Source organism: Devosia sp., from assembly GCF_965229025.1.
GTDB lineage: Bacteria > Pseudomonadota > Alphaproteobacteria > Rhizobiales > Devosiaceae > Devosia_A.
Window position 1 is genome coordinate 3,177,650 of sequence record NZ_OZ245853.1, and the last position, 25,881, is coordinate 3,203,530.

23 protein-coding genes are annotated in these 25,881 nt (G+C 63.4%); 6 read left to right on the forward strand and 17 right to left on the reverse strand.

Translation table 11 applies throughout. From position 1 onward, the window contains the following. Positions 1–165: 165 nt before the first annotated feature. The gene (locus tag ACO06J_RS15385) at positions 166–1,905 is read left to right on the forward strand and encodes a sensor domain-containing diguanylate cyclase (protein WP_421761595.1); all 1,740 of its coding nucleotides are present in this window, start codon (positions 166–168) and stop codon (positions 1,903–1,905) included. On the opposite strand, the gene ACO06J_RS15390 is transcribed toward ACO06J_RS15385, so the two are convergent. Next, complete coding sequence (locus ACO06J_RS15390; RefSeq protein ID WP_421761596.1) at positions 1,867–2,538, reverse strand: TetR/AcrR family transcriptional regulator; 672 nt, start codon at positions 2,536–2,538, stop codon at positions 1,867–1,869. The genes ACO06J_RS15385 and ACO06J_RS15390 overlap by 39 nt on opposite strands. 126 nt (positions 2,539–2,664) lie before the next feature. Here ACO06J_RS15390 and ACO06J_RS15395 point away from each other — a divergent pair, with 126 nt between their 5' ends. Further along, positions 2,665–3,123: an ABA4-like family protein gene (locus tag ACO06J_RS15395; RefSeq protein ID WP_421761597.1), complete on the forward strand. Its 459-nt coding sequence runs from the start codon at positions 2,665–2,667 to the stop codon at positions 3,121–3,123. Continuing rightward, positions 3,116–3,952, forward strand: a complete 837-nt coding sequence (locus ACO06J_RS15400; RefSeq protein ID WP_421761598.1) for a hypothetical protein — start codon at positions 3,116–3,118, stop codon at positions 3,950–3,952. The genes ACO06J_RS15395 and ACO06J_RS15400 overlap by 8 nt, the downstream gene beginning before the upstream one ends. Here the strand turns inward: ACO06J_RS15400 and ACO06J_RS15405 are convergent. From ACO06J_RS15405 to ACO06J_RS15445, 9 genes are all read right to left on the reverse strand, one after another. Continuing rightward, positions 3,949–4,134 (reverse strand): hypothetical protein, encoded by a 186-nt coding sequence (locus ACO06J_RS15405; protein ID WP_421761599.1) that lies wholly within the window; start codon positions 4,132–4,134, stop codon positions 3,949–3,951. The genes ACO06J_RS15400 and ACO06J_RS15405 overlap by 4 nt on opposite strands. A gap of 219 nt (positions 4,135–4,353) precedes the next feature. After that, positions 4,354–5,127, reverse strand: a complete 774-nt coding sequence (locus ACO06J_RS15410; protein ID WP_421761600.1) for a hypothetical protein — start codon at positions 5,125–5,127, stop codon at positions 4,354–4,356. A gap of 480 nt (positions 5,128–5,607) precedes the next feature. Beyond that, a complete protein-coding gene (pnp, locus tag ACO06J_RS15415; RefSeq protein ID WP_421761601.1) occupies positions 5,608–7,743 on the reverse strand; it encodes a polyribonucleotide nucleotidyltransferase in 2,136 nt (711 codons plus the stop codon). A 437-nt stretch (positions 7,744–8,180) separates the two neighbouring features. Further along, the gene (gene rpsO / locus ACO06J_RS15420) at positions 8,181–8,540 is read right to left on the reverse strand and encodes a 30S ribosomal protein S15 (RefSeq protein WP_421761602.1); all 360 of its coding nucleotides are present in this window, start codon (positions 8,538–8,540) and stop codon (positions 8,181–8,183) included. 55 nt (positions 8,541–8,595) lie between these two features. Next, the gene (locus ACO06J_RS15425) at positions 8,596–10,329 is read right to left on the reverse strand and encodes a sensor histidine kinase (RefSeq protein ID WP_421761603.1); all 1,734 of its coding nucleotides are present in this window, start codon (positions 10,327–10,329) and stop codon (positions 8,596–8,598) included. A 105-nt stretch (positions 10,330–10,434) separates the two neighbouring features. Then, on the reverse strand, positions 10,435–11,331 hold the full coding sequence (truB, locus tag ACO06J_RS15430; protein WP_421761604.1) for a tRNA pseudouridine(55) synthase TruB: 897 nt from the start codon (positions 11,329–11,331) through the stop codon (positions 10,435–10,437). Further along, a complete protein-coding gene (rbfA, locus tag ACO06J_RS15435; protein ID WP_421761605.1) occupies positions 11,332–11,754 on the reverse strand; it encodes a 30S ribosome-binding factor RbfA in 423 nt (140 codons plus the stop codon). Between the two features lie 58 nt (positions 11,755–11,812). Continuing rightward, a complete protein-coding gene (locus ACO06J_RS15440) occupies positions 11,813–12,325 on the reverse strand; it encodes a hypothetical protein (RefSeq protein ID WP_421761606.1) in 513 nt (170 codons plus the stop codon). A gap of 159 nt (positions 12,326–12,484) precedes the next feature. Next, the gene (locus ACO06J_RS15445) at positions 12,485–14,389 is read right to left on the reverse strand and encodes an ABC transporter ATP-binding protein (protein ID WP_421761607.1); all 1,905 of its coding nucleotides are present in this window, start codon (positions 14,387–14,389) and stop codon (positions 12,485–12,487) included. A gap of 314 nt (positions 14,390–14,703) precedes the next feature. Between ACO06J_RS15445 and ACO06J_RS15450 the strand changes: the two genes are divergently transcribed. Beyond that, complete coding sequence (locus ACO06J_RS15450; protein WP_421761608.1) at positions 14,704–15,846, forward strand: THUMP domain-containing class I SAM-dependent RNA methyltransferase; 1,143 nt, start codon at positions 14,704–14,706, stop codon at positions 15,844–15,846. Between the two features lie 16 nt (positions 15,847–15,862). Here the strand turns inward: ACO06J_RS15450 and ACO06J_RS15455 are convergent, their stop codons facing one another. Beyond that, a complete protein-coding gene (locus ACO06J_RS15455; protein WP_421761609.1) occupies positions 15,863–16,420 on the reverse strand; it encodes a hypothetical protein in 558 nt (185 codons plus the stop codon). Between the two features lie 55 nt (positions 16,421–16,475). Then, a complete protein-coding gene (locus ACO06J_RS15460) occupies positions 16,476–17,009 on the reverse strand; it encodes a hypothetical protein (RefSeq protein ID WP_421761610.1) in 534 nt (177 codons plus the stop codon). A gap of 209 nt (positions 17,010–17,218) precedes the next feature. Here ACO06J_RS15460 and ACO06J_RS15465 point away from each other — a divergent pair, with 209 nt between their 5' ends. Further along, the gene (locus tag ACO06J_RS15465; protein WP_421761611.1) at positions 17,219–17,461 is read left to right on the forward strand and encodes a type II toxin-antitoxin system HicB family antitoxin; all 243 of its coding nucleotides are present in this window, start codon (positions 17,219–17,221) and stop codon (positions 17,459–17,461) included. A 63-nt stretch (positions 17,462–17,524) separates the two neighbouring features. On the opposite strand, the gene infB is transcribed toward ACO06J_RS15465, so the two are convergent. The 5 genes from infB to ACO06J_RS15490 form a co-directional block, all read right to left on the reverse strand. Further along, positions 17,525–20,443, reverse strand: coding sequence for a translation initiation factor IF-2 (gene infB / locus ACO06J_RS15470; RefSeq protein WP_421761612.1), 2,919 nt, complete (start codon positions 20,441–20,443; stop codon positions 17,525–17,527). A gap of 201 nt (positions 20,444–20,644) precedes the next feature. Continuing rightward, positions 20,645–21,280: an RNA-binding protein gene (locus ACO06J_RS15475; protein WP_421761613.1), complete on the reverse strand. Its 636-nt coding sequence runs from the start codon at positions 21,278–21,280 to the stop codon at positions 20,645–20,647. A gap of 36 nt (positions 21,281–21,316) precedes the next feature. After that, entirely contained in the window at positions 21,317–22,912 is a 1,596-nt protein-coding gene (gene nusA, locus ACO06J_RS15480; RefSeq protein ID WP_421761614.1) for a transcription termination factor NusA, read from the reverse strand. Further along, complete coding sequence (rimP, locus tag ACO06J_RS15485) at positions 22,913–23,545, reverse strand: ribosome maturation factor RimP (protein WP_421761615.1); 633 nt, start codon at positions 23,543–23,545, stop codon at positions 22,913–22,915. Between the two features lie 166 nt (positions 23,546–23,711). Further along, the gene (locus tag ACO06J_RS15490) at positions 23,712–24,689 is read right to left on the reverse strand and encodes a ketopantoate reductase family protein (protein WP_421761616.1); all 978 of its coding nucleotides are present in this window, start codon (positions 24,687–24,689) and stop codon (positions 23,712–23,714) included. 173 nt (positions 24,690–24,862) lie between these two features. On the opposite strand from ACO06J_RS15490, the gene ACO06J_RS15495 reads away from it, so the two are divergent. Beyond that, complete coding sequence (locus ACO06J_RS15495; protein WP_421761617.1) at positions 24,863–25,852, forward strand: potassium channel beta subunit family protein; 990 nt, start codon at positions 24,863–24,865, stop codon at positions 25,850–25,852. Positions 25,853–25,881 lie beyond the last annotated feature (29 nt).

A 25,881-nucleotide genomic window follows, 5' to 3' on the forward strand; every position in this document is an offset into this window, starting at 1 on the left:
GCGGTTTCGACACGCGGCATGCAGCAAACTTTATCAACTGTGTCAGCCCGCCATTCACCAGCCGCTTTCACCCCTCGCTAAGTGCACAAAGCGATGGCACGGGGCAAGCGCGCGCAGATGAGGCAATATCGGCTATTCGACGTTCCAGAGGAGGGGGCGAGCACCGTGAAGCTTTCTGGCCTTGCCCCGCCGACTGAGCCGCTGATAGCGCCAATGCCGGTGCGCTCGCGCATGCTGTCGATCGCGACGGTGCTGCTGGTCGCTGCCGTGATCGCCGCCGCGATCTTCGGCTTCGTCAATGTCAGCAGCCAGCAACAGGCGCTGACGGCGTTGCGCGAACAGGGCCAGGAACTCAGCACGGTCAACCAGGCGCTGGTCGAAGCCGATGCCAACGTCCTTCACTACCTCGCGGGCGAGCCCGGCGCACTGCCCGGTTTTTACGCCAATCTCGAATTGCTGCGCAAAGGCCGCGCCGGCTTGATCGGCACGCTCGAAGCGCCTGCAAGCGCCGCCGGCAGCGGTGTGCAATCGGTCGGCGCCATCATCGATGGGCTCGATGGCGTCTGGTCCGAAGCGATCCGCCTGACCACGGCCGGCAACAGCGAAGCGGGCCGCGTCCTGCTCTCGACCCAGAAGACCGGTGAAGCGGTCTCGGTGGTCGGCGACGCGGTGCAGCGGGTGCTCAACAATGCCGACATCGCGTTCCGCGGCCATGACGAGCGCATCTGGGTCGGCACGCTGTTTGTCCTGATGCTGCAGGTGATTGGCGGCGGGCTCGCGATCCTCGGGCTCGTCTATGCCTTCCGCTCCAGCGTCTCCGAGGCCGATGGCCGCGCTGCAGCTGTCGCCTCCGCCGACGCCTCGCGCGAGCAGGTGGCGCGACTGTTCGAAATGGCGGACGTATTGCAAAGCGCCACCGACCATGCCGATGCCAATGCGGTACTGAAAGCCACCGCCGCCGAACTCGTCCCCGGCTTTTCCGGCGCGCTCTACGTGTTCAACAATTCGCGCGACCGGCTTGTGCTCTCGACAGACTGGGAGCGACCGGCCGGTGAGCGCCTGCCCGAAACCATCAGCCCGGCCGATTGCTGGGCGCTGAAGCGCGGCAAGCCGCATCTCAACCAGTCCGACAGCGGGCGGCTCTGCTGCGCCCACCACGCGCCGGGCGAGACGCTGCTCGAAATCCCGATGATCGCGCGCGGCGAAATCGTCGGGCTGCTGCAATTGTTTGCCTCGGGCGCCGATGCGGAAGCGCGGCTCGAGGCGGTGACCAATCTCGGCTCTGCGCTCGCCGACGGCATGAGCCTGGCGCTCGCCAACATGGCGCTGAGGGAAAAGCTCCGCAATCAGGCGCTGCGCGATCCGCTCACCGGCCTCTACAACCGCCGCTACATGGAAGACAGCCTGCAGCGCTTCGTGCGCCTTGCGGAGCGCGAGAACCGCGAAGTCTCGCTGGTGATGGTCGATCTCGACCACTTCAAGCGCCTCAACGACGAGCACGGCCACGCCTTTGGCGACCAGGTGCTGCGCGAAAGCGCCCTGGCGCTGGTTTCGGCCCTGCGCGAAACCGATATCGTCTGCCGTTACGGCGGCGAAGAGCTTGTGGTGATCCTCCCCGATTGCCCGATCGAACGCGCCGCCGAAAAGGCCGAGGCGCTGCGGCTTCGCATCGAAAGCCTCAGCAGCGCGCATGGTGCCGAGATCACCGCCTCGTTCGGTGTCGCCTCGATCCCGCACACCTCGAACAACATCACCGACCTCCTCGCCTCCGCAGACGCGGCGCTCTACAAGGCCAAGGAATCCGGCCGCAACTGCGTCGTCACCGCGCCGCTGAAGCCGTTCCGGCTGGATCGGCCCGCCGAGGACTCAGGGGCAGAAAGCTACCCCCGGGTCGCGGCCGAGTAGGCCCTCTCCGTCGCCTCCAAGCTGCCCCATGGCGCGGGCAAGCAGTTCCGCGGCTAGTCGGTGCGTGCGGGCGGCATCGCCCCAACTGATGGGCAGACGCCCACCGATCAGCAGATCTGCCGCGCCATGGACCAGCGACCAAGCAGTACTGACCACCAGCAGTCCGTCTTCGCTCAGCATCGGGTCCCTGCCGAGCACCGCGCCCACATCGGCCACCAGCTGGTTGAAGGCATCCCGCCCCGCCGCAGAGAGCTCAGGGTCAGTATGTTTTGGCCGGGCCGATGAAAAGATCAGCCGGAACATTTCGGGATTATCGCGCGCAAAATCGATGTAGCCGAGCCCTGCCGCAACCAGTTGGGCACGCGGATCGGCCTCTGCCTCATCCTTGCGGCGCTGCTGGGTGGCGAGGAAGCGGCGATAGCCGACGGCGGCAAGGGCCGTCAGCAGCGCATCCGAGTCTGCAAAATGATGCGCCGGGGCTCCATGCGAAACCCCCGCACGTTTCGCGCAGCCACGCAGGGTAAAGCCCTCAATGCCCTTGTCACGCAGTTCCGCTTCGCCGGCTGTGAGCAAAGCATCGCGCAGGTCACCATGGTGATAGCTGCGGCGCGACGGCGTTGGGATTTCTGGCATCTGAACCATAACTTCCGGCCGGGAAACAAGCCGACCAATCCCCAAAACCCTAGGCTCTCGCCGCCATCTTGACAACGTCTATTTTAGTCGGCTATTAATCTGGACACTGTCAGGATGGGATGTTCAATGAGTAGCGATCGTCTGTTCGAGCTTGCCAACATGGCGGCGCTGGCCGGCTGGCTCGGCTTGCTGATGAGCCCGCTGCTGCCGCGACTCAGCCAAATCATCGCCGGTCTGGTTGTGCCAGCGCTGCTCGGAACGCTCTATGCCGGCCTAGCCCTCGCCTTTTGGAGCAGCACCAAAGGCGGCTTTGGCAGCCTTGATCAGGTCGCTGCGCTGTTCGAGACGCGAGAGCTGCTGCTCGCCGGCTGGGTGCACTATCTCGCCTTCGACCTGTTGGTCGGCGCCTGGGAAGTGCGGCGCGCCCGGGCAGAGGGCATTGCCTTCGTCCTCGTCATTCCGTGCCTCGTCCTGACATTCCTCTTTGGCCCTGCCGGGCTCGTCCTCTTCCTCTGCCTGCGGCTCGCCTCGCGTCTCTCGCGCGGCCAGACCCCTACCGCGCACCTGGAGCCTTCCCATGTCTGAGACCTTTGCCACGGCCATGCCGATCCATAGGGCCACGCTGCCCCGCCTGCTACGCAGCGAACCCGCCCTTGCTGCGACCGGGCTGTTCCTCTTGTTCCTGATGCTGCCGACAGGCATTGCGGCGCTGCTCGACAGCCGGACGATGGAGGGTGTCGATATCTGGGACAAGCCGCTGAAGTTCCAGTTCGCGCTCAGCGTCTACACGTTGACGCTGTCGCTCTTTGCGCACTGGCTTCCCGTCGGCTTTACCAACTCGCGTGGCTACCGCCTCTACCGCGCCAGCGTCATTGCCGCGATCCTGGGCGAAATGGCGTGGCTGATGGGCGCAGCGGCGCTCGGGGTCGCCTCGCATTTCAACACCACCGAGCTCGGCACGCTGATCTACCGCACCATGGGCGGCCTCGCGGTCTGGCTCACCTCAATCACCATGGTCTACGCAGTGGTCATCGCCCGGCGTGGTGCGGATTTCGGCAATCCGGCGCTGAAGCACGGCATCGTCCTTGGCCTCGGCCTGGTGCTGCCGCTGACGCTGATCACGGCCGGGTTCATGAGCGGCTGGGGCAGCCACCACATGAGCGGCAGTGCGTCCGACGCGGGCGGGCTCTGGCTGATGGGCTGGTCGCGCGATGGCGGCGACCTGCGCGTTGCGCACTTTTTTGCCACGCACGCGCTGCATGTCGTCCCCGCGCTGGCGCTGGTCTCAAGCACTGTGTTTGGCCGGACCGCACTCTGGCCCGTCCGCGCCGGAGCGATGCTGTTTGTCGCGTTCGTCGCCTATTGCTTCGTCGAAGCGCTCCTGGGCCAACCCTTCCTCGGCTTCATCGGCTAGCGGTCGTCTTGAGCCTCGGGTTCGGCCCCGAGGACAAAGGCGGTGACCTTGTCGATGGGCATCTCACAGGGGCGCAGCGCCAACTCGCCCGAAGGCGGCGCATAGATATTGAGGCTGATCCGGTCCGGGCCGCCAAGCTCTTCGGCAAAAAGCTTGAAGCTCCGTCCATTCGCATGTGCCACATTACTCACCCCATACCGCCGCCCAAGATAGCGCGCCACAAACCACCCCTGCGGCCAGGCCACAAGCCTCGCCCAAACGGCGGCAGGTGAGGTTTCGAGTAGCTCTTCTTCCATTCCGAGAAGATGGGGTCGGTCGCCGGTTTGAGCAATGGCGACATGGCTCTCGACCGGTCGGATTGCCTGCAACCCCGTTGCGCGTCTACCCGTTTGCCTCCAGACCTACACTTTGAAACCGTTTAGAAATCCTGGTCGGAACGCATTCTGAGTGTCCTCCAGATCGACTTCTGGCCCATCGGCTGTGCGTATGATGGTCAGCGTTCCAAACGATTCCCGAAAGGCGGCAAAACTAACAAACTGACTTGAGTCATCCGTCGCTGCTCCGCCCCAGTACCTGAACTGCTCCAAGACGTTTTTGCGACCCATTGCCAGCGTCCGAGGCGCACCCAGCGAATGAAGCAGACTTTCGATAGTGCTCTCGTTTTCCAACTCAAAATTTGAGTACCAGCGAGCAATAGCTACCGAGTCGCGTGGGACTGCGCCGCCCGTCAGTTCTCGAAATAGCGCCAGTCCTATTCGCGCAGAAAATGCATTCAGCGCTCTGTGAAGTCGCGGTTGGGAGTGTACATCTATCGGATAGGCCTGCCTGCCCTGCCAGTCGAGAGCCGGTTCATCGCCCGTTATGAACATGGCGGCCAGATCTGGGTGGTTGTTTACAAAGCCGTGAATGTGCTTACGCACATCAGCCTTGCCGATGTCCGTTGTTGGGTCCGGGAAAATCCTACTAGCCATCGCCGCGATGAGGTCGAGCTCTCTGGTCCCCTGGTGACAGTCGTAGCACGCGCCAAACTCAAGCCCTCTTGGCCGATCGGCCCCCTCAAATATGCTGACTGGAGGACAATGATCGCACGACGTTGTCGGAACGATTCCTCCGCAATAGATGCAGTGGGGCTGCGTCTTCTGAAGCTTCAACAGACGCGACTTTGCTGCACCCATCTTCTCTACACTCTGCAGAGGCAGTTCGACGCAACGTTCGTCTTGAACACACTAGGCCGTTGGGAAGTGTTCGTGTCAACCGACCAGAATCGCATCCAGGCTTGATCCGGCCGGAGCCGCGACAGCGCTGAGCCCTTCAACTCCTCCGCTTTTTCGCAGGGTAGGACCTATCAAGTCCAACTCTTGCAACACCACCTGCTCCCTCGGCTAGAAATGACAACGTTGCCAATTGGCCAGGCTTGGCCCTCTTGTATTGCTGCGTGAACGTGCCCGCCGAACTCGGCCCCGCCCTGCCCTCGGCGTCATACGGCCAAGGTAAAGTTGCGAGATGACAACGTTCTCATCGGCCTCCAAGGCTATTGAGGGCGATGATCGGCTTCGCCCCATCAACAGCAAAGGCCCAGGATTGCTCCCGGGCCTTCACAATGCTCAGAACTGTGACCTTCCTCAGCTTTCCGGCCGAGGCGAAAGGTCCGCCGATTACTCGGCGGCGGCTTCCTGCTTGATTTCCTTGCCGGTGGCCTGGTCGACGACCTTCATCGAGAGCCGGACCTTGCCGCGCTCGTCAAAGCCCAGAAGCTTGACCCAGACCTTGTCGCCTTCCTTGACCACATCGGTGGTCTTGGCGACGCGGGCTTCGGCCAGCTGGCTGATGTGGACGAGGCCGTCCTTGGCGCCGAAGAAGTTCACGAACGCGCCGAAATCGGCGGTCTTGACCACGGTGCCCTGGTAGACGGCGCCGACTTCGGCTTCGTCGGTGATCGACTTGATCCACTTGATGGCCGCATCGATCGAGGCGCCGTCCGAGGACGAGACCTTCACGGTGCCGTCGTCGTTGATGTCGATCTTGGCGCCGGTCTTTTCGACGATCTCGCGGATCACCTTGCCGCCGGTGCCGATCACTTCGCGGATCTTGTCGGTCGGGATGGTGATGGTCTCGATGCGCGGGGCGAACTCGCCAACGCTGGAGCGTGAGGTATCGAGAGCCTTGGCCATTTCGCCGAGGATGTGCTCGCGGCCGTCCTTGGCCTGGGCAAGCGCGACCTTCATGATCTCTTCGGTGATGCCGGCGATCTTGATGTCCATCTGCAGCGAGGTGACGCCGTCAGCGGTACCGGCAACCTTGAAGTCCATGTCGCCGAGGTGATCTTCATCACCGAGGATGTCGGAGAGCACGGCAAAGCGCTCGCCTTCGAGGATCAGGCCCATGGCGATACCGGCGACCGGCTTCTTCATCGGGACACCCGCATCCATCAGCGCCAGCGAGGTGCCGCAGACGGTCGCCATCGAGGACGAGCCGTTCGACTCGGTGATCTCGGAGACAACGCGGATGGTGTAGGGGAAGTCTTCGGCCTTGGGGCGCATCGGGTTGATGGCGCGCCAGGCGAGCTTGCCGTGGCCGATTTCACGGCGGCCGGGCGAACCCATGCGGCCGGCTTCACCCACCGAGTAGGGAGGGAAGTTGTAGTGCAGCATGAAGTTCACCTTCTGGGTGCCTTCAAGGCTGTCGACATACTGCTCGTCATCGCCGGTGCCGAGGGTCGCGACCACGAGGGCCTGCGTCTCGCCGCGGGTGAAGATGGCCGAGCCATGGGTGCGCGGCAGGACGCCGACTTCAGCCACGATCGGGCGGACCGTCTTCAGGTCGCGGCCGTCGATGCGGTAGCCGGTATCGAGCACGTTCCAGCGCACGATCTTGGCCTGGAGATTGTGAACCACTTCGCCAAGCGCTTCACCCGAAACGGTGCCGGCTTCGATGGCGGAAGCAAAGTGCTCCTTGACCTTCTTTTTGGCAGCGTCGACGGCAGCGTAGCGCTCGTCCTTCTTGGTGATCTTGTAGGCGGCGCGGAGGTCCTTTTCAGCGACCTTGAGCACGTCCTTTTCGAGATCGGAATAGTCCGGTGCATTGAACTCGCGCGGCTCCTTGGCAGCCATTTCAGCGAGCTTGATGATCGCGTCGATGACTTTGCGCGAGGCTTCGTGGCCGAACATGACGGCGCCGAGCATGACTTCTTCGGAGAGCTCCTGGGCTTCCGATTCCACCATCAGCACGGCGTCCTGGGTGCCGGCCATGACGAGGTCGAGCTTGGATTCCGCGCGGCGGTCAACGGCGAGGTTCAGCACATATTCGCCATCGATCAGGCCGACACGCGCTGCACCGATCGGGCCCATGAAGGGCACGCCGGAGATGGTGAGGGCAGCCGAAGCCGCGACCATCGCGAGGACGTCCGGGTTGTTTTCCATGTCGTGCTGCAGAACGGTGATGACCACCTGGGTCTCGTTCTTGTAGCCATCGGGGAACAGCGGACGGATCGGACGGTCGATCAGGCGCGAGGTCAGCGTCTCGTTTTCAGTCGGGCGACCTTCGCGCTTGAAGTAGCCGCCCGGGATCTTGCCGGCGGCGAAGTATTTTTCCTGGTAGTTGACGGTCAGCGGGAAGAAGTCCTGGCCGGGCTTGGCGGTTTTCGCCGAAACAACGGTCGCGAGCAGCACGGTCTCGCCGAGGGTGGCGAGCACGGCGCCGTCGGCCTGACGGGCGATCTTGCCGGTCTCGAGGGTGAGCGGCTGGCCGCCCCAGTTCAGTTCCACCTTATGGTGATCGAACTTGATGGTCATTGTCTTGTCTTTCCATTCTGCCGGAATGAGCGGGAACGCGGGGGCGTAGCCACCCCGCGAACTCATCCGGTGTGCCAGCCCCTCCAGCACCCCATGTGCTCGGACGGGCCCAAAATGGGCACGGTTTCCGCGCTGACGATCCGATTTTCAATCGGTACGGAACATGGACAAGACGATGAGCCGCTCATTTTCCTCGGGGGAAGCGCTGTCAGAGCGCAATGAGCGGCCGATGATCTCGCCATGCTCCGCGTAGTCTTGTCAGCCTACGCGAGCGCAGGATCGTTTCATGCTGAACCGATCCCGGCGCCTTTTCTCTCTGGTCGCGCTCTCGAACCGCAAAAGTCTAGCAACTTTTGCTGATCACGCTCCCGGGCCCTTTTGACCGGGCCGGACGGCGAGGCGTGCCTCGCAATCCAGTTCGTAACCTTGCCGCTGGATCAGCGACGGAGGCCGAGGCGCTCGATGAGCGTCTTGTAGCGCGCTTCGTCGGACTTCTTGACATAGTCAAGCAGGCTGCGACGGGTCGACACCATCTTCAGCAGGCCGCGGCGGGAATGGTTATCCTTGCCATGCAGCTTGAAGTGTTCGGTGAGGTTGGCGATGCGCTCAGAGAGGATCGCAACCTGGACTTCCGGCGAACCGGTATCATCCTTGTTGGTGGCGTAGTCCTTGATGAGTGCCGCTTTGCGCTCTGCAGTAATCGACATCGGACAAGTCCTTTCAAATAGAGGGCTAAGGGTCGCTGCCGCCCGGGATGTCGTCCAGACGGAGCCATGAAACGAGCCAGGCTGCCGCAAAGAACGGCGTCCTGAACTCGCGGGTGCTATAGGCGATCAGCCCAAAAAGAGCCAGCTATTTCTGGACAGCCGCCATGGCGTGGTCTGTCTCTGGGACAGCCGAACCGTTGAGGCTGTTGTCGGGGTCGAGCGAGGCGAGCGGAATCGTCATCCGCCATTCGATCCCGTCGGCCAGCATTTCGCGCACCACGTCGGAGCCCAGTGCACGGCCGACCATGTTTTCCATCACCGTGGTCCCAAAGCCGCGGCGGTGGATATCCTCTGGCGGCGTAAACCCGGTCTCGGTCCAGACGATCGCCACCGCGTCGCCCACCCGGCTCCAGGTCAGCTTCAGCTTGCCGTTCTCGGTGGCAAAGGCGCCGTGTTTGACCGCGTTGGTCGCCAGTTCATGCACCGCCATTCCGACAATCTGGGCCGCCTGCGCGTTGATGCGCAGTGATGGGCCCTCGATATAGGTGCGCTCGTCCTCGACCGGGCAGATCGGATCGATCTGGCTGGTCAGCAGTTCGCGTAGATCGACACCCGCAACGCCATGGGCCAGCAGCAAATCGGTCGAACGCGCAAGACCCATGATCCGGCGCTCGAAGCTCGTGACGAAATCAGGCACGGAATCGGCGCCGCGCGCGGTCTGCTTGGCCATCGCGGCAATCACGGTCATCTGGTTCTTGGATCGATGCGCCAGTTCCCGCATCAGGAACCGCACCTCGGTTTCCGCCGCCTGCCGCCGCCGCGAGGCCTCGCCCAGTGCGGTGGAGACAGTCTCGATTTCGGCGATCGGGAACGGCCGCGCCTCGACCGGCTGACCCGAACCCAGCCGTTTGGCATCCGCTTCGAGCCCGCGCACCGAGCGGTTGATGCTGATGCTGACCCGGTAGACGACGAACACCACCAGCGCCGCCAGCAGGATGCCGCCGCCCAGCAGCGACCAGAAGGTATCGGAGAGCGGCTTGGTCACCAGCGCATAAGGCGCCCAGGCGACCAGCGTCCAGCCGGTCAGCTGCGACTGCTGCGTCACCACCGTGAGCCGGTTGTCACCTTCGCCCACCTGGTGCCAGCCAGCTTCCGACGGGTCTGTGCCGAAATCAAAGCCCAGCGTCTTGCCGGCCTCGGGGCTGCTCCCCGAACCCGCAATGACGATCCTCTGGCGGTCGACGAGGGCCACGCTCCAGCCGTCGGGCATCTTGTTGGCGAGCATGGTGTTGGAGAGCTGTGAAACATCGCGGCTGAACCCCAGCAGCAAAGGCGGCCGGTCGGGCGGGAACATCGGCAAGAGGATATTGACCACCCAGCGCTGCGCCAGCTTGCCGAACACCGCATCGGACACTGCGACATCGCGCGTCGTCAGGGCTCGCTTTGCCGTCGCGACGTCGGACATCGGCAGTTTTTGCTGCTCATCGAACGGCACGCGTGTGCTGAGAATGGAATTGAAGTCGCTGTCGACGACGTAGACATACGACCCCGTGCCCGCGAGGGCCTCGCTGACCCGGGCATGAAACCCGGCAAGGTCCCCATCCAGCAGTTCCGGCATGGTCGCCAGCACGCGCAGCGTATTGATATTGGCGACGATCTCGCGATCCACCGCCTGCACGATCGAGCGGGCATTGCCGGTGGTCAGCGTTTCGACGACCCGCTCCTGCGCCTCGTTGTTGCGCTGGATCAGCAACGCGGAAAATACGAAAGCGGGAACCAGCGCCACCAGGGCGAGAATAGCGAGATAAACGGAAATAGGGCGCGCACCCTGCCGGGGCCGCCGTGGTTCAGATACGGCCGCGCCTACGCCCTCAGCCATATCGCGTCCTTGCAAGCCATAACACCGTCAATACACCCGCCCAATCCACCAAAATGCGCGGTTTCGGCATTAGTTCCATCGAACTCAGGATATTTTTCAGAATGTCTAGACAAATACCCGCTGCGGCTTGAACTGGCCGAATTCCACTCGCCCCATGGCCACCGGTACACCCGCGAGGCTGGCCCAGGCGAGGTCGATGGCAATCGGGGCGTTAGCGCCGACGAGCAGCACCGGATTGCCATGCCGGATCGCGGCCGCTTGATCCGCGCTCATCCGCAATTCGGGAAACTCGCCCAGCCCGGCCGCGATCGGCAGCAGCAGCGCGTCGCGATCGGCTGCCGCCTCGAGCTCCTCAATGGTGATGGCCTTGAGATCGGTGAAGGGGCCAACGGCGGCACGGTGGAGTTCCACCACATGCCCGCGTGTTCCGAGCGCCCGTGCCAGGTCGCGCGCCAGCGCCCGCACATAGGTGCCCTTCTCACACGTCATCTCGAGCCGGCTGATATCGCCTGAATGCTCGAGCAACGTCAGCGACGCGATATAGACCGGCCGGGCCGCGAGGATCACTTCTTCCCCCGCGCGTGCCAGGTCGTAAGCGCGCTCGCCATCCACCTTGATGGCCGAAAACGCGGGCGGGGTCTGCATCACTTCCCCGGTAAAGGCCGGCAGCATGGCCCGGATCGCCTCGGCATCCGGGCGCATGTTGGAGCGCTCGACGACCTCGCCTTCGGTGTCGTCGGTGGTGGTCTCTTCGCCCCACTTGATGGCAAAGCGATAGAGCTTTTCGCCATCCTGGATCGCCGAAACGGTCTTGGTGGCTTCGCCCAGCGCAATCGGGAGAATCCCTGTCGCCAGCGGATCGAGCGTTCCCGCATGCCCGGCTTTCTTGGCGCCAAACAGCCAGCGGACCTTGCCAACCGCCTGGGTGGAGGTCATGTCATAGGGCTTGTTGAGGATCAGCCAGCCAGAGACGTCGCGCTTATTGGATTTGGACTGGGCCAACTAGTCGCTACCCTGCTCGTCCTCGTCACCATCCTTGGCGAGGTCGCGCTGCACCTTGTCGGAGCGGAGGATGGCGTCGATCCGGCCGTATTGCTCAAACGTCTCGTCGACAAAGAAGCGGAAGTCCGGCGCGAACTTCAGTTCGAGGTCGGGCGCGATGCGGCCGCGGATGAACTTGTGGTGGCGGTTCAGCGCTGCCGCCACCTCTTCGGCGCCCTCGCCACCAAGCGGCATGATATAGCAGTTGGCGAGCTTGAGGTCCGGCGCCATGCGGACTTCGGGCACGGTGATGATCTTGCCTTCGAGCAGCGGATCGTCGATCTCGCCGCGGGCAAACAGCGCCGACAGCGCATGACGGACCAGTTCGCCGACACGCAGCATGCGCTGGTTGGGGCCTTGGGGCTTGTTGGGTTCGCGTTTCATTTGCCGGAATTAGGCGCTCAGCGCGGGCGCGTCAACTCTTGCAGGCCAAACCGGGCGCTCACAACTCGCCAAGGCCCTTGGCCCGCAGCACCAGTCGCTTGGCAAACGGCTCATAGCGCCCCTTTTCGAACGCGCTGCGGGGCATGATCACCTGATCGTCGACCGTCACGATGATCATGTGCTCTTTCTCGCGCATGACATTGGCAATTGCTTCCGGGGCGATGAAGCGTTTGCGACCTCCCTCGGCGATCGCAAGATGATTTACCCAATCCTCGACCACCACTTCGGTCGGCGCCGGATAGCGCTTCCGGGCGCGACGGCGGGCCAGAAAGTTGAAGCCGAGCGTCCAACTGCCATAGACGAGGACAACAAAGACCGCCCCAACCGCTAGGAACCGCCATCCCTCGGTCCATTCAGGCGGCATCAGCCCGATACCAAAACCACCCAGCACCACCGGCAGCAGATAGGTGAGCTTGGCAAGGTTACCCAACTCGCGCGGCCGCGCCTCCCACACGAGAGCATCTGCGGCAGTGAGAGTGAAACGGTAGGTCTGGAGCGGGGTATCAGTCACACGCGCACCCTCGCTGCGTTGCCCCAGTTGGGCACTGGTCTTCCTCCCCCCCTTGAGGGGGAAGGTGCCCGAAGGGCGGATGAGGGGTGCCGCATCGCCTGCGATGCGCGTTCCGAGCGACAGCGAGGAGCGATGTTGTCCAGACCATCGTCGACCACCCTACCGATACCCCGCCGCCTGCAACTCAAACAGCTCCGCATAGCGCCCACCGAGCGCAATCAGCTCCTCGTGCGTCCCCGCTTCAACCACCCCGCCATTGGCGAGCACCACGATCCGGTCCGCCATCCGCACGGTCGAGAACCGGTGCGAGATCAGCACCGCGGTCGTGCCCTCAGCCAGCGCCTTGAAGCGGGTGAAGACCTCCGCCTCGGCGCGTGCGTCGAGCGCGGCGGTCGGCTCGTCGAGCACAATGATCTCGGCGTTGCGCATATAGGCGCGGGCGATGGCGAGCTTCTGCCACTCGCCACCCGACAGGTCCTGCCCCTTGAGGAAGGTGCGCCCGAGCATCTGGTCGTAGCCGCCAGGTAATTTGCGGATCACCGGATCGGCGAGGCTCTGTTCGGCCGCCGCGATCACCCGATCTCGATCCTCCGCCGCCTCGATCCGCCCCACCCCGATATTGTCCGACGCCGAAAAGCTGTAGCGCAGGAAATCCTGGAAGATGACCCCGATATGGCGGCGAAGGTCGGTGGTGGCAAAGCGCTTGAGATCGACGCCATCGACAACAATGCGGCCCTCGTCGGGGTCGTAGAGCCTGGTCATCAGCTTGACGATAGTGGTCTTGCCCGCCCCGTTCTCCCCCACCAGCGCCAAGGTTTCCCCCGCTGGCACGACAAAGCTCAAATTGCGCACGGCCCAGCGTTCGGAGCCTGGGTATTTGAAGCCGACATTTTCAAAGACGATCCCCTCTTTGAGCGGCACCGGGAACGGCGCCGGGTCAGCCGGTTCGAGAATCGTCGGCTCAATCTCAAAGAAACTGAACAGGTCGTCGAGATAAAGGCTCTGCCCGGCGATCTGGGTAAAGCCGATCAGGATCTGCTGCAGATAGCCGTTGAGCTGGTTGAACGAGGACGCCAAAAACACCAGCTCGCCGATGCTGAACTCCCCATGCAACGTCCGCCACACGATATAGGCGTAGGCGGCGTAATAGGTGAGCGTCGAGATCGCCGCGAGCGCACCGGTCTGCCAGGCGCGCTTGATCGAGAGCGCGGTGTTTTCCTCAAGGATCTGCCGGCTCAGCGTCTTGAAGCGGGTCGAGAGGAACTCACCCAGCCCGAAGAGTTTCACCTCCTTGGCGCTGTCGGCGCTGGCGCCGATCTCGCGCAGATACTGCAGCTGCCGGCGCTCAGGCGAGCGGTTGTGCGAAATCCAGTAAGCCAGCCGGTTGAAGCGGAACTCGCCCCACACCGCCGGCGCCACCGAAATCGCCAGCAAGGCGATCAGCAGTGGCGCGTACACAAACAGGCCCGCCGCCAGCGCCATTGCCGTAATGATCGACTGGCCCTGCCCGAAGACCTGCGAGATCACGGTCGAGCGGCTCGCCGCCTGCCGCCGCGCCCGCTCCAGCCGGTCCTGATATTCGGATTGCTCGAAATGCTTCAGGTCGAGCTTGGCCGCATGCTGCATCAGGTCGAGGCTGACGGCATTGGAATGGCTCTCCCCCAGGATGGTATCGACGACATTGACCGCGCGGTTGAAGCCGTCACGGGCCAGCACCAGCACCAGTTCGATCGCCAGCAGCCAGATCAGCGGTGTCAGCCGCCCGCTCGCCAGCCAATCGGACAGTTGCGGGCCGGGCGCACCCTGCCCGGTCTGCCGCAGCACTTCGTCGATGATCAGCTTGGTCAGCAGCAGCACCAGCGGCGGCTGCACGGCAACGAGTACGCGGAGCCCGATGCTTAGCGACATCAGCCCGGGGCTGGTGCGCCACATCTGCGCAAACAGCCGCCCCAGATGCTTAAAGGTCTTCAGCCGCGCGCCCTTGGCAAACGGCAGGACCTCGGGGATATCGGCCCCGCCGCCCCGTCCCATTCCGCCACCGCCGCCCATCGGCCCACGCGCCATCTCAATACTCCTGGCGCAACCGCCGAACCGCAATCAGTATCACACCTAGTATGGCGCCAAAGCCCCCGCCAGTCCCACCTGCCTATTTGGGGGATGGCAATCGCATATCAAGACGAAGGCCCCCTCACCCTGTTCTTCGGACCGACCTCTCCCCCCAGAGAGAGGTGGCGAGGTGGCGTGATCGTGCCGTAGCTTACCTCTCCCTTCGGGGGAGAGGTCGGCGCGCAGCGCCGGGTGAGGGGGCCTTTCTTTCGAGCGGCCGTCCCATCCGTCTAGACTCGCCTATCCAGGAAGGCGAGATTTGTGGTGCTCCCGTGTCCGGCGCCAGCTATGAGGGCGAGGTGAACGCCAACAACACCTTCGATATCTTTCTGGTTGCCGCCCCCGGGTTGGAATCTGCGCTTTGTAATGAAGCGCAGCGCGCCGGCTTTGCCGATGCCCGCCTCGTCGAGGGAGGCGTCGAGCTCAAAGGTGGCTGGCCCGAGATCTGGCGCGCCAATCTCAGCTTGCGCGGTGCTACCCGCGTCCTGGTGCGGATCGCCCAGTTCCGCGCCATGCACCTCGCGCAGCTCGATAAACGCGCCCGCAAGGTCGCGTGGGGCGAGTTCCTCAAGCCCGACCAGCCTGTCGCTATCGAAGCCAGCTGCCGCAAATCCAAGATCTATCACGCCGGTGCCGTGACCCAGCGTGTCGCCACCGCGATCAAGGAAGAACTCGGCGCGCCCATCGCCGAAAAGGCCGATGTCACGGTGATGGCGCGGATCGAGGACGATCTCGTCACCATCAGCATCGACACCTCCGGCGAGGCCCTCTACCGCCGCGGCCACAAGCTCGAGGTCAACCGCGCCCCGATGCGCGAGACCATGGCCGCGCTGTTCTTGTATCAGTGCGGCTATCGCGGCACCGAACCAGTGCTCGACCCGATGTGCGGCTCGGGCACTTTCGTCATCGAGGCCGCCGAAATCGCTTCAGCCCTCTTCCCTGGTCGCGACCGGGGATTCGGCTTCGAGCATCTCGCAGGTTTCGCACCCGGCCAATGGCAGGCGATGCGGACGCCTCTACCGCCAGCAACCACCGATCTCCGCTTTTCCGGCAGCGACACCGATGCCGACGCCATCGCCATGAGCCGCACCAACGCGGAGCGCGCCGGGGTGGCCAACGTCACGCAGTTCGACGTGCGCGATGCAGGCGACCTTATCCGCCCGGACGGCCCGCCCGGCCTCGTCATCTGCAACCCGCCCTATGGCGCGCGGCTGGGCGACAAGAGCGACCTCCGCTCCGTCCACGCCCGCCTCGGCGCCGCGTTGAAAGCCCGCCTTTCCGGCTGGCGCGTCGGCCTCATCACCACCGACCGCACCCTCGCCGAAGCCACCCACCTGCCATTCCGCGCGCCCAGCGAGCCCGTGCTCCACGGCGGGCTGCGGGTCAGGCTTTGGCAGACTGAGGCGCTGCGGTAGCGCTTATGCAGTCGGCCTAAGCCAAAGGCCCTGCCGACCGCCGATTGACCAGCTCGATGAAAGCATCGCGCTCTGAGGTATCGCTGAAGGCACTGGATGGCACGAAGAGCGCACCATACCCCACCATGATCGCCACACCCTCCCGGGTTGCCGCGGCGCCATGGACATAGCTCCACTCATACCGGCTGAAGGAGTGGTCGTCCGTCAGCTGAAAGCCAGTCTCATCGGCCTGCAGCCGCGTCGGGACGGGCGGGAGCAGTTGGTCAAACCGGCGTGCCATGCGGGATCTGGCCCAAGGGGCCACGCCCAAAAGCAGCACCAGGGCGAAAAGCACGATGGCGACGACAGACCCCGTATGAGGCGGTACATTCAGGTGCAGGCGGTTGCGCAAGAACGTCTCGATCAGTGTGGTCAGCAACCCCACCCCAACGCCCGCCGCCAAAAGCGCCGGACGAAGAGCGCCCTGCAACTTCAGCCTCCTCCGGATAACCGGCATGGCATTGATCAGCCCCTTGTCGGAGGGGACATATTGGGCGGCAAAACGATTCATGATCTCATCACCAAAAAAGATCATCACTAAGCGAGAGTAGTGCTAGATCGCATTGTGAGTGCAAGACTCCGACCAGACCCTATCCACGATCGAGCCGTGCGCTGGTAAACGCGACGAAATGGCTAACCTCATTCTCGCCGCCGAAGCTTGAGATGGGCACGTGATAGACGGCCAAACCGGCCAGAATCGCTACACCGTGCGGCAATTCTACAACTCGTTTGATGTGGGTCCAGCTCTGGAACAGAGAATAGCCGGTACCTTCAATCCGGATACCTTCATCATCAGCGACCAGAGTAAATTCTCTCGGCGCTTCAAGTTCGTACCACGCCCGCGCAATTTCCTTCTGCGCCCATGGAAATACGAACTTGCTATAAGCAAAGAGCGAAGTCGCCCATATGACACCGAAGCCGACTACCGCGGGAATCGCGCCATTGCTTGCTGATGCTATGTACCCCGAAAGAAGGAACGACCCTAGCATCATCCCAACCCAAACCAGATAACGCGCGCGAGCAATCCATCGGCGACGAGGCTTTGGATACAGCTTCCTAATCCAGCTCCGATCCCGGAGTTGCGCCAGCACGTTTGGGGTGAACGTCAGCGTATACTGGCCCATACTTCAATCCAAACACTATAAAATGCACCTTGATGCCCCGCCCAATGCCGAATTCAAAGCACTTTCTGAAGCGGGAGAAACATTCTGTCGCCCCCGTGTCGCACTATCGGTGTGGGGAGACCAATGCTCACGAAGGCGGATGATGCATGGGACAAAGTTGTCCTGAACAGCGGGTCCGGACATTCGGCCGCATCACGGGCCAAGATGTTGTGGGTGGCGCGAACAGCGGCGAGCTGAGTGCATTCCTGACGTCTGCCTGGGACATTTCTGCAAGTGACATCGTTGTCGCTCTTATTTCCCTGATCCTCGAGACCGGCAAGCTGGCGCGGGCCAATATCTCGCTCGACACCGGATTGGTCGCCGATATCGATGAAGCTGCAGCCCGCCGGGGCGTCACCCGCTCCGCCTTCCTCGCCACAGCGGCACGGGACAGGATCCGGGCAGGTGCGTGAGCAACAAAAAATCGGGCACCAAGTTACCTTGATGCCCGATCATGACTGGTTGTGCAAAGGCGCTTAAAGCGACCGGATGACGCTCTCGACGCGGAAGCATTCGATGACGTCGCCGGCGCGGATGTCTTCGTAGTTCTCGAAGGCCATGCCGCATTCCTGGCCCATCGGAACTTCCTTGACTTCGTCCTTGAAGCGCTTGAGCGTCTTGAGCTTGCCTTCGTGGATCACGACGTTGTCGCGGAGCAGGCGCACACCGGCGCCGCGTTCCACGATGCCTTCGGTGACCTGGCAGCCGGCGACCTTGCCCACCTTGGTGATCTGGAACACTTCCTTGATCGAGGCGTAGCCGATGAAGGTCTCGCGACGCTCCGGCTTGAGGAGACCCGACATCGCCGCCTTCACGTCATCCACGAGGTCGTAGATGATGTTGTAGTAGCGGATTTCGATGCCTTCGCGGGCCGCCAGTTCCGTCGCCTGCTTGTTGGCGCGGACGTTGAAGCCGATGAGGATCGCGGAGGAAGCCGAGGCCAGCTGCACGTCCGACTCGGTGATCCCGCCCACACCCGAATAGAGGATCTGCGCGGAAACTTCGTCGGTCGAGATCTTGTTGATCGAGGCGTTGATCGCTTCGACCGAGCCCTGCACGTCGCCCTTGATGACCATCGGAAACTTGGCAATGCCGGAGGACTTGAGCTGATTCATCATCTGCTCGAGGCTCGTTGCACCACCGCCGGCGGTCTTTTCGCGCAACAGGCGCTGGCGATATTCGGTGACTTCGCGGGCTCTTGCTTCGCTCTCGACCACCGAGAAGCGGTCGCCTGCACTGGGGACGCCCGTAAAGCCCAGCACTTCCACCGGAATGGAGGGGCCGGCGTCCTTCACATGGTCGCCCTTGTCGTTGATCAGCGCACGAACACGCGCAAACTCGGTGCCAGCAACCACGATGTCGCCGATCGCGAGCGTGCCGCGCTGCACCAGCACCGTCGCCACCGCACCGCGGCCGCGATCGAGCTTGGCTTCGATGACGAGGCCCTCGGCGCGCCCGTCACGGGCCACCTTGAGTTCCAGCACTTCGGCCTGCAGCAGGATGGTTTCGAGCAGCTTGTCGAGGCCGGTTTTCTTGATCGCCGACACTTCCACGTCGAGCGTGTCGCCGCCCATCGATTCAACGAACACTTCGTGCTGCAACAGCTCGGTGCGCACCCGCATGGGGTCGGCATCGTGCTTGTCCATCTTGTTGATGGCCACGATGATCGGCACACCGGCGGCCTTCGCGTGCTTGATGGATTCGATCGTCTGCGGCATCACACCGTCATCGGCCGCCACCACCAGCACCGCGATATCGGTCGCCTGGGCACCACGAGCACGCATGGCGGTGAACGCCTCGTGGCCCGGTGTGTCGAGGAAGGTGATCTTCTGGCCGTTCTTTTCGACCTGATAGGCACCGATATGCTGGGTGATGCCACCGGCTTCACCCGACACCACGTTGGTCTCGCGGATCGCGTCGAGCAGCGAGGTCTTGCCGTGGTCGACATGACCCATGATGGTCACCACCGGCGCGCGGTTGGTCAGGTCCTCGGCCTTGTCGTCGGCGGGGATATCATAGAGCCCCTCTTCGACGTCGGCATCCGAAACGCGGCGCACCGTGTGGCCCAGTTCGGTCGCGATCAGTTCGGCAGTATCGGAGTCGATGGTGTCGGTGATCTTCACCATCTGGCCCTGCGCCATCAGGATCTTGATGATGTCGACAGCGCGCTCGGCCATGCGGTTGGCGAGTTCCTGGACCGTGATGGCCTCGGGGATCACCACTTCACGGCTGATCTTGACCGCCTGCTGCTGGTTGCGGCCCATCTTCTTGTCGCGGCGGCGGCGCATGGCGGCGAGGGACGGGCCCTTGTCGCGATCGCTCTCGGCGCCGGCATTGGTGACGGTGAGGCGGGCACGGGCGAAGGCTTCTTCACCAGCGCGGCGCGTCGGCCGTTCCGGTGTCGCACGGGCGACGCCACCACGGCGGGCATTTTCCAGTTCGGTCGCATTGACGAGGCCGGACGGACGCGCAGCCGGAATGGTGCGGGTCTTGCGGCCATCGGCTTCCGACGGCGGGGCCGGCGGCAGGTCGGCGATCGGGGTGACGGTGCGGTTGCCCGGTGTTGCGGCGGCGCGGCGAGCCGGCGAGACGCGCGGTTCACGCGACACAGCCAGTTCGGCAACAGCTTCAAGCGCACGTTCGCCATCGGCGGCGCGCTGCTTGGCTTCCTCGGCCTTCTGCGCATCTTCGCGCAGGGCACGACGACGCGCATCTTCTTCGTTGCGGCGTGCTTCTTCGGAGGCGGCACGAGCCTGCTCTTCGACCTGACGGCCGGCAGCTTCGCGAAGGGCGCGGGCGCGGGCATCGGCCTCAGTGGCGCTGAGGCCACCGGCAGGACGCGGACCCGAGGACGAACGGAACGGCGGGCGTGAATTGTTCTGGCCGGGGCGGCCCTGCTGCGAATAGCCGGGACGGCCCTGCGGCGCACCCGAGGACGGGCGCGAGGATGGCACTGACGACGGGGCCGTCCGCACCGGCGGTGCGCTCGACTGCGGCGGGCGCACGGGGGCGGGCGCGGGTGTGGCGGCAGGCGTCGCTGCGACAGTCGGGGTGACTACTGCAGCGGCCGGCGCGGCAGGCGCTGCCGATGGGGCAGCCGCTGGCGCAGGCTCAGTAGCTGGCGCGGGCGCCGGCGTCGGGGCTGGTGTCGGTGCCACAGTCTGCGGACGCGCCTGCTGCGGCGCGGGTGCGGCAACCGGAGTTACGGTCGGCAGTACGGGTGGGCGGTGCGGAATGGTGGGCGGCACGAAGCGTGTGCGCTTCTCCACGACCACGGTGTTCCGCGACGAACGTGCCACATTGGGGCGCACTCCCATACCGGGGGTACCCTTGAGGGACAGCGTCTTCTTGCCGCCAGCACCAGTCTCGTCGCGCTTGTCGTCGTTATCAGCCATGTAACTCGCGTCTTCCTTGCGAAACTCGCATGCGAAGCCCCGGGGGCTTCAAGTATCAGTCCTGGTCGGGCAACCGGGGAGGCCGCGCGATACCGCGCTGCTCAATAGCCCATTCGGAGCCGGATCGCTTCACAAAAGAATCGATCCGTCTCTTGGTCGCGCGGTCGAGAGCAGGAATGGTAAAATTCCTGCTGGTCCCGCTCAGTTGGCGATGTAACGTGCCAGTCGATCTGCACGTTTTGCCGCCGCCTGGGCCGCGCCCCCTTTGGTGAGCGCAGCATGTATCACATTTTCCATGCCGAGTGCCAAACCCATTTGGTCTGAATTCAGCAATTCGAAATGGGCGGTTTCCGAAGGGTTCATCCCCGCTTCCGCCGCCGCCATCGTGAACCCCTTGATGGAGCCCAACAGCTTGTTTCGGCCATCTTCGGCCGCATCTGTCGCCGTCAGCAGCGCGGAAATCTGTCCCGCCTCGATCGACGACTTCACCTTGGTTGCCCCTGATATAAGCTGCCCGGACTTGCGGGCAATGCTCAGGGCATTCAGAAACCGCTCTTCAAGCCGGCGGCGGGTCAACTCAGCGAGATCGCCGGCAACCTTCACGTCAGCCTTGAGGCTCTTGGCAAACGCCTTGCGGCGCACCGCCTCGGCCACCGCCTTTTGCCCCAGTGTAATCCAGACACCACGGCCTTCGGCCTTGGCATCGGTATCGGGCACCACTTCGCCGTCGGGTGAGACGACGAAGCGGATCAGGTCGGCAATCGGCTTGACCTCGCGGGTCAATGCACATTGCCGTTTGGTCTCATCGCTGCTGGCCAATGTCTTTTCGTCCAGCAACGGTGTGTCGAGCAGAGCGTCCTCGGGATCGTCCAGTTACGCGGGCTCCCCTTCGGCCGACGCGCCATCGGCACCGGCGAGATCGGCTTCGGTGATCCAGCCGGCCCTCAGTCGCGCCTGGAGAATCATTTCTTCGGCTTCTTCGCGCGAAATGGGGAAGTCCTTGAAGGTCCCCTCGTAGCGCTTGGTCTCGCCGTCCTTGCGTTCGGTCCAGCCCGTCAGGTCGTCCGACGCGCAGCCGGCAAAGTCCTCGACGTTCTTGACCCCGTCCTTGCCCAACGCCACCAGCATGGCGGCATTGAGGCCCGGGATCTCGTAAAGCTCGTCTTCGACGCCAAGCGCGATGCGCTCGTCATCATTGGCCTTCTCGATGGCGGCAAGATATTCAGCGGCGCGGCTCTGGATTTCGCCAGCGGTCTCTTCGTCAAAGCCCTGGATCGAGGAGATTTCACCGGCATCGATATAGGCCAGTTCCTCAACCGAGGAGAAACCTTCCGAGGCCAGCAGCTGGGCCACCATCTCGTCGACGTCCAGCGCATTCATGAATAGCGCGGAGCGTTCGGTGAATTCCTTCTGGCGGCGTTCCGATTCCTCGGCTTCGGTCAGGATGTCGATATCCCAGCCGATCAGCTGCGACGCAAGCCGCACGTTCTGGCCACGGCGGCCGATGGCGAGCGACAGCTGCTCGTCGGGCACCACGACTTCAATGCGCTCGGCCTGCTCGTCAAGCACGACCTTGGCCACATCAGCCGGCTGCAGCGCCGAAACGACCAGGTCGGCGATCGATTCGGTCCACGGGATGATGTCGATCTTTTCGCCCTGCAGTTCTGCCACGACGGCCTGCACACGGCTGCCGCGCATACCGACGCAGGCGCCGACCGGGTCGATCGAAGAATCCGACGAGGTCACGGCGATCTTGGCGCGGCTGCCCGGGTCACGGGCAATCGAGCGGATGGTGATGATGCCATCGTAGATTTCCGGCACTTCCTGCATGAACAGCTTGGCCATGAACTGCGGATGGGTGCGGGAGAGGAAAATCTGCGGGCCGCGCTGCTCGCGGCGCACATCATAGATATAGGCACGCACGCGGTCGCCGTAGCGATAGAGCTCGCGGGGGATCAGTTCGTCGCGGCGGATGATGGCTTCGCCACGCCCGAGGTCGACAATCACGTTGCCATATTCGACGCGCTTGACGGTGCCGTTGACGATCTCGCCGACGCGGTTGATGTACTCTTCGTGCATCCGGTCGCGCTCGGCATCGCGCACCTTCTGGACGATCACCTGCTTGGCCGACTGGGCGGCGATGCGGCCGAATTCGATTGGCGGCAGCGGCTCGGTCACATAGTCGCCGAGCTTGGCCGCATCGTTGCGCGCCTTGGCATCCTTCAGCCCGATCTGGCGGCCGTATTCCTCAACCGTCTCCACCACCTCGAGCAGGCGCCACATGCGCGTCTCGCCGGTCTTGGGGTTGATCTCGACCCGGATATTGGTCTCGGCGCCGTACTTGGACTTGGCGGCCTTTTCCATCGCGTCCTGCATCGACTCGATGACGATCATGCGATCGATCGACTTTTCGCGGGCGACAGCATCGGCGATCTGCAGCAGTTCCAGTCGGTTCGCGCTAACGGCCATTTAGTGGATCTCCTCGGAGGTAGAGTCGGTAGAGTCTTCTGTGTCGGTAAGTTCGACGGTCTCGATTTCTTCGTCGTCGTCGATCGGGAACTCGGCCTGGTCGAGCTGCGCCATATTCATCAGCGCATCGGTCATCACCAGCTTGGCCTCAGCCAGCAACGCCAGCGGCAGGCGGTGGTTGGGGTCGGTCCCCTTGGGCACGTCGGGCAGCGTCACGGTGACGAATTCATCGTCGACGGCCGCGATGATGCCGCGGAAGCGCTTCCGGCCGTCGAGCAGATCAGAAAGCTCGATCTTGGCCTCATGGCCCAGATGGGTGCGGAAGTCGCGCGCCCTGACCAGCGGCCGATCAATACCGGGCGAGGAGACCTCGAGATGATACTCGCGGTCGATCGGGTCCTCGACATCGAGCACCGGCGACAGATCCTTGCTCAGCCGCTCGCAATCGGTGATGGCGAAGCGGCCATTGCCGTCCTCGGCCATGATCTGCAGCGTCATGCCGTTTTCCGGCGTGATCTTGATGCGCACCAGCGCATAGCCGAGGTCATTGGCCACCGGCTCGACGATCCGCGCGATCCGCGCTTCGAGGCCGGTTTCCTTGATGTAGCGTTTTTCTGTCAGGTCGAAGGTCAATTGCGCAATCTTGCTGGGCGGAAGCTGCGCCGGGTGGCGTGCAACGCCCCTTGGATAACAAAAAGAGCGGGGGCCGGTTCAGGCACCCACTCTCGCTTTAGAGCCAGAGATGTTGGCAGCTATATAGCCGGAGACGGAGTCTGGTGCAAGGGGAGCCTCAGACAGGCTATGCGGCAAGGCCAAGGCGCTGCTTCAGGCTTATAAGAGTGTAGCTCCCCGGTTTGGCTCCATTGGCGATCAACTCCTGGCCGAGCGCGACAAGCCCGTCGTTAAGCGGCGTTGCTACGCCATGCAGCCGCCCAAGCAGGACGATCTCCCCATTGAGATAGTCGGTCTCGATACTACCGGCCCCGCGGCGGAGGCTCTGCGTCGACGATCCGCCATCCCGCACGGCACCTGCGACCTCGCCGGCACGCGACAGGTCGGCCTGCCGTCCCTCGCCACGGCTGATGACGAGCCAGTCGGTGATGCCCGCCGCCCGGTATGCGGCCTCTGCTTCGGCCCGGACCAGCGCAGCCACCTCGCCGCTGCGCATGGCCGGCCCCAGCGCCGCTTCGAGCACGTTGCCGATGTTTTCAAGTAATTTGCCGTATTTGGAACGCATCACATCGTCCATCGTGGTGACGGCAAAATTGGCGGCGTCGAAGGCTTCGGCAATGGCATCGACGGTTCCGTCGGTTCCTTTGGGATAGCGGCCAATGTCGAGGAGGCCATGGCGCGGCTCGCCGTAGCAGATGACCTCCCCCGGCCTGGTGTATTCGCCAGGAACCATCACCGTCATGGCATAGACATTGGGGAAGAACCGCAGCGCCAGCCGCTCGTTGGCGACCCCGTTCTGGGCGCAGACGATTGCTTGCGTGGTCACGCCGGCCTCGCGCAAAGCCAAAAGCGCCGCGCCGCTATCCTGCGATTTCATCGCAAGCACGATGACGTCGTCCGGTCTGAACGCGATAGCGGACGGTGAGCCGTGGCAGGGGAAACTGACCTGCGAGTCGCCGGCCGGCGTCCGGAACCTCAGGCCATCCCGTTCGATCGCCTCCAGCATGGAACCGCGTGCTACTCCCAGAACCTCACGCCCGGCCTTTACCAAGGCGGCCGCAAACGTACCGCCGATAGCGCCGACGCCATAGATAATGAACCGCATGGCCTGTCTCCCTATTTGGGCGGCAGATTGGCCCAGTAGCGCCGGGTCCGGCAAGGCGCCCACTAAGGATTCGCTCCGGGGGCTCGGCCAAAGAGTACCGTTCGGGTTGTTTTCATCGGCATCTGCCGATACGTTGGGCTTCTTCCGACTACCCCAATCATGGACATTGAAAAATGGAATATCGCCGCCTCGGCAAGGCTGGCCTGAAGGTCAGCGAATTTTCTTTTGGCGCCTGGGTCACGTTCGGCAAACAAGTCGGCGAAGACGATGCCGCTTCGATCATGGGCTATGCCTATGACAACGGCATCAACTTCTTCGACAACGCCGAGGGCTATGAAGCCGGCAATGCCGAAATCGTCATGGGCGAAGCGCTGAAGGCGCTGAAGTGGAGCCGCGACAGCTATGCGGTGTCCTCGAAAGTGTTCTGGGGCGGTTCCAAGCCGACTCAGAAGGGCCTTTCCGCCAAGCACATCACCGACGCCGCCCACGCGGCGCTGAAGCGCCTCCAGGTCGACTATCTCGATCTCTATTTCTGCCACCGCCCGGACGTCGACACCCCGATCGAAGAGACAGTGCGCGCCATGCACAATCTCGTCACGCAGGGGAAGGTCCTCTACTGGGGCACGTCGGAATGGAGCGCGCAGCAGCTGACTGAGGCTTATGCCATCGCCCGCCAGGAGCACCTGACGCCCCCGACCATGGAGCAGCCCGAATACAACCTGTTCCGCCGCGAAAAGGTCGAAGCTGAGTTCTCGCCTCTCTATTCTCTGTTCGGCCTTGGCACCACGATCTGGTCGCCCCTCGCCTCGGGCATTCTCACCGGCAAGTATAATGACGGCGTCCCTGCCGACAGCCGCATGAACCTCCCCGGCTACGAATGGCTCAAGGCCCGCCTCGATAGCGAAAAGGGCAAGGACGAACTTGCCAAGGTCAAAAAGCTCGCGAAGCTCGCTGACGAGGTCGGCATGCCGATCCACTACCTCGCGCTGCTCTGGTGCAATGCCAACCCGAACGTCTCGACGGTTATCCTCGGCGCCTCCAAGCTCAGCCAGCTCAAGGACAACCTCAAGGCGCTCGACCACAAGTCGAAGATGACCCCTGAGGTACTCGCCAAGATCGAAGAGATCATGGGCAACAAGCCGGCCGCACCGCAGCGCTTCTGACCGCTGCTGCATTCACGCGCTCGACGAAG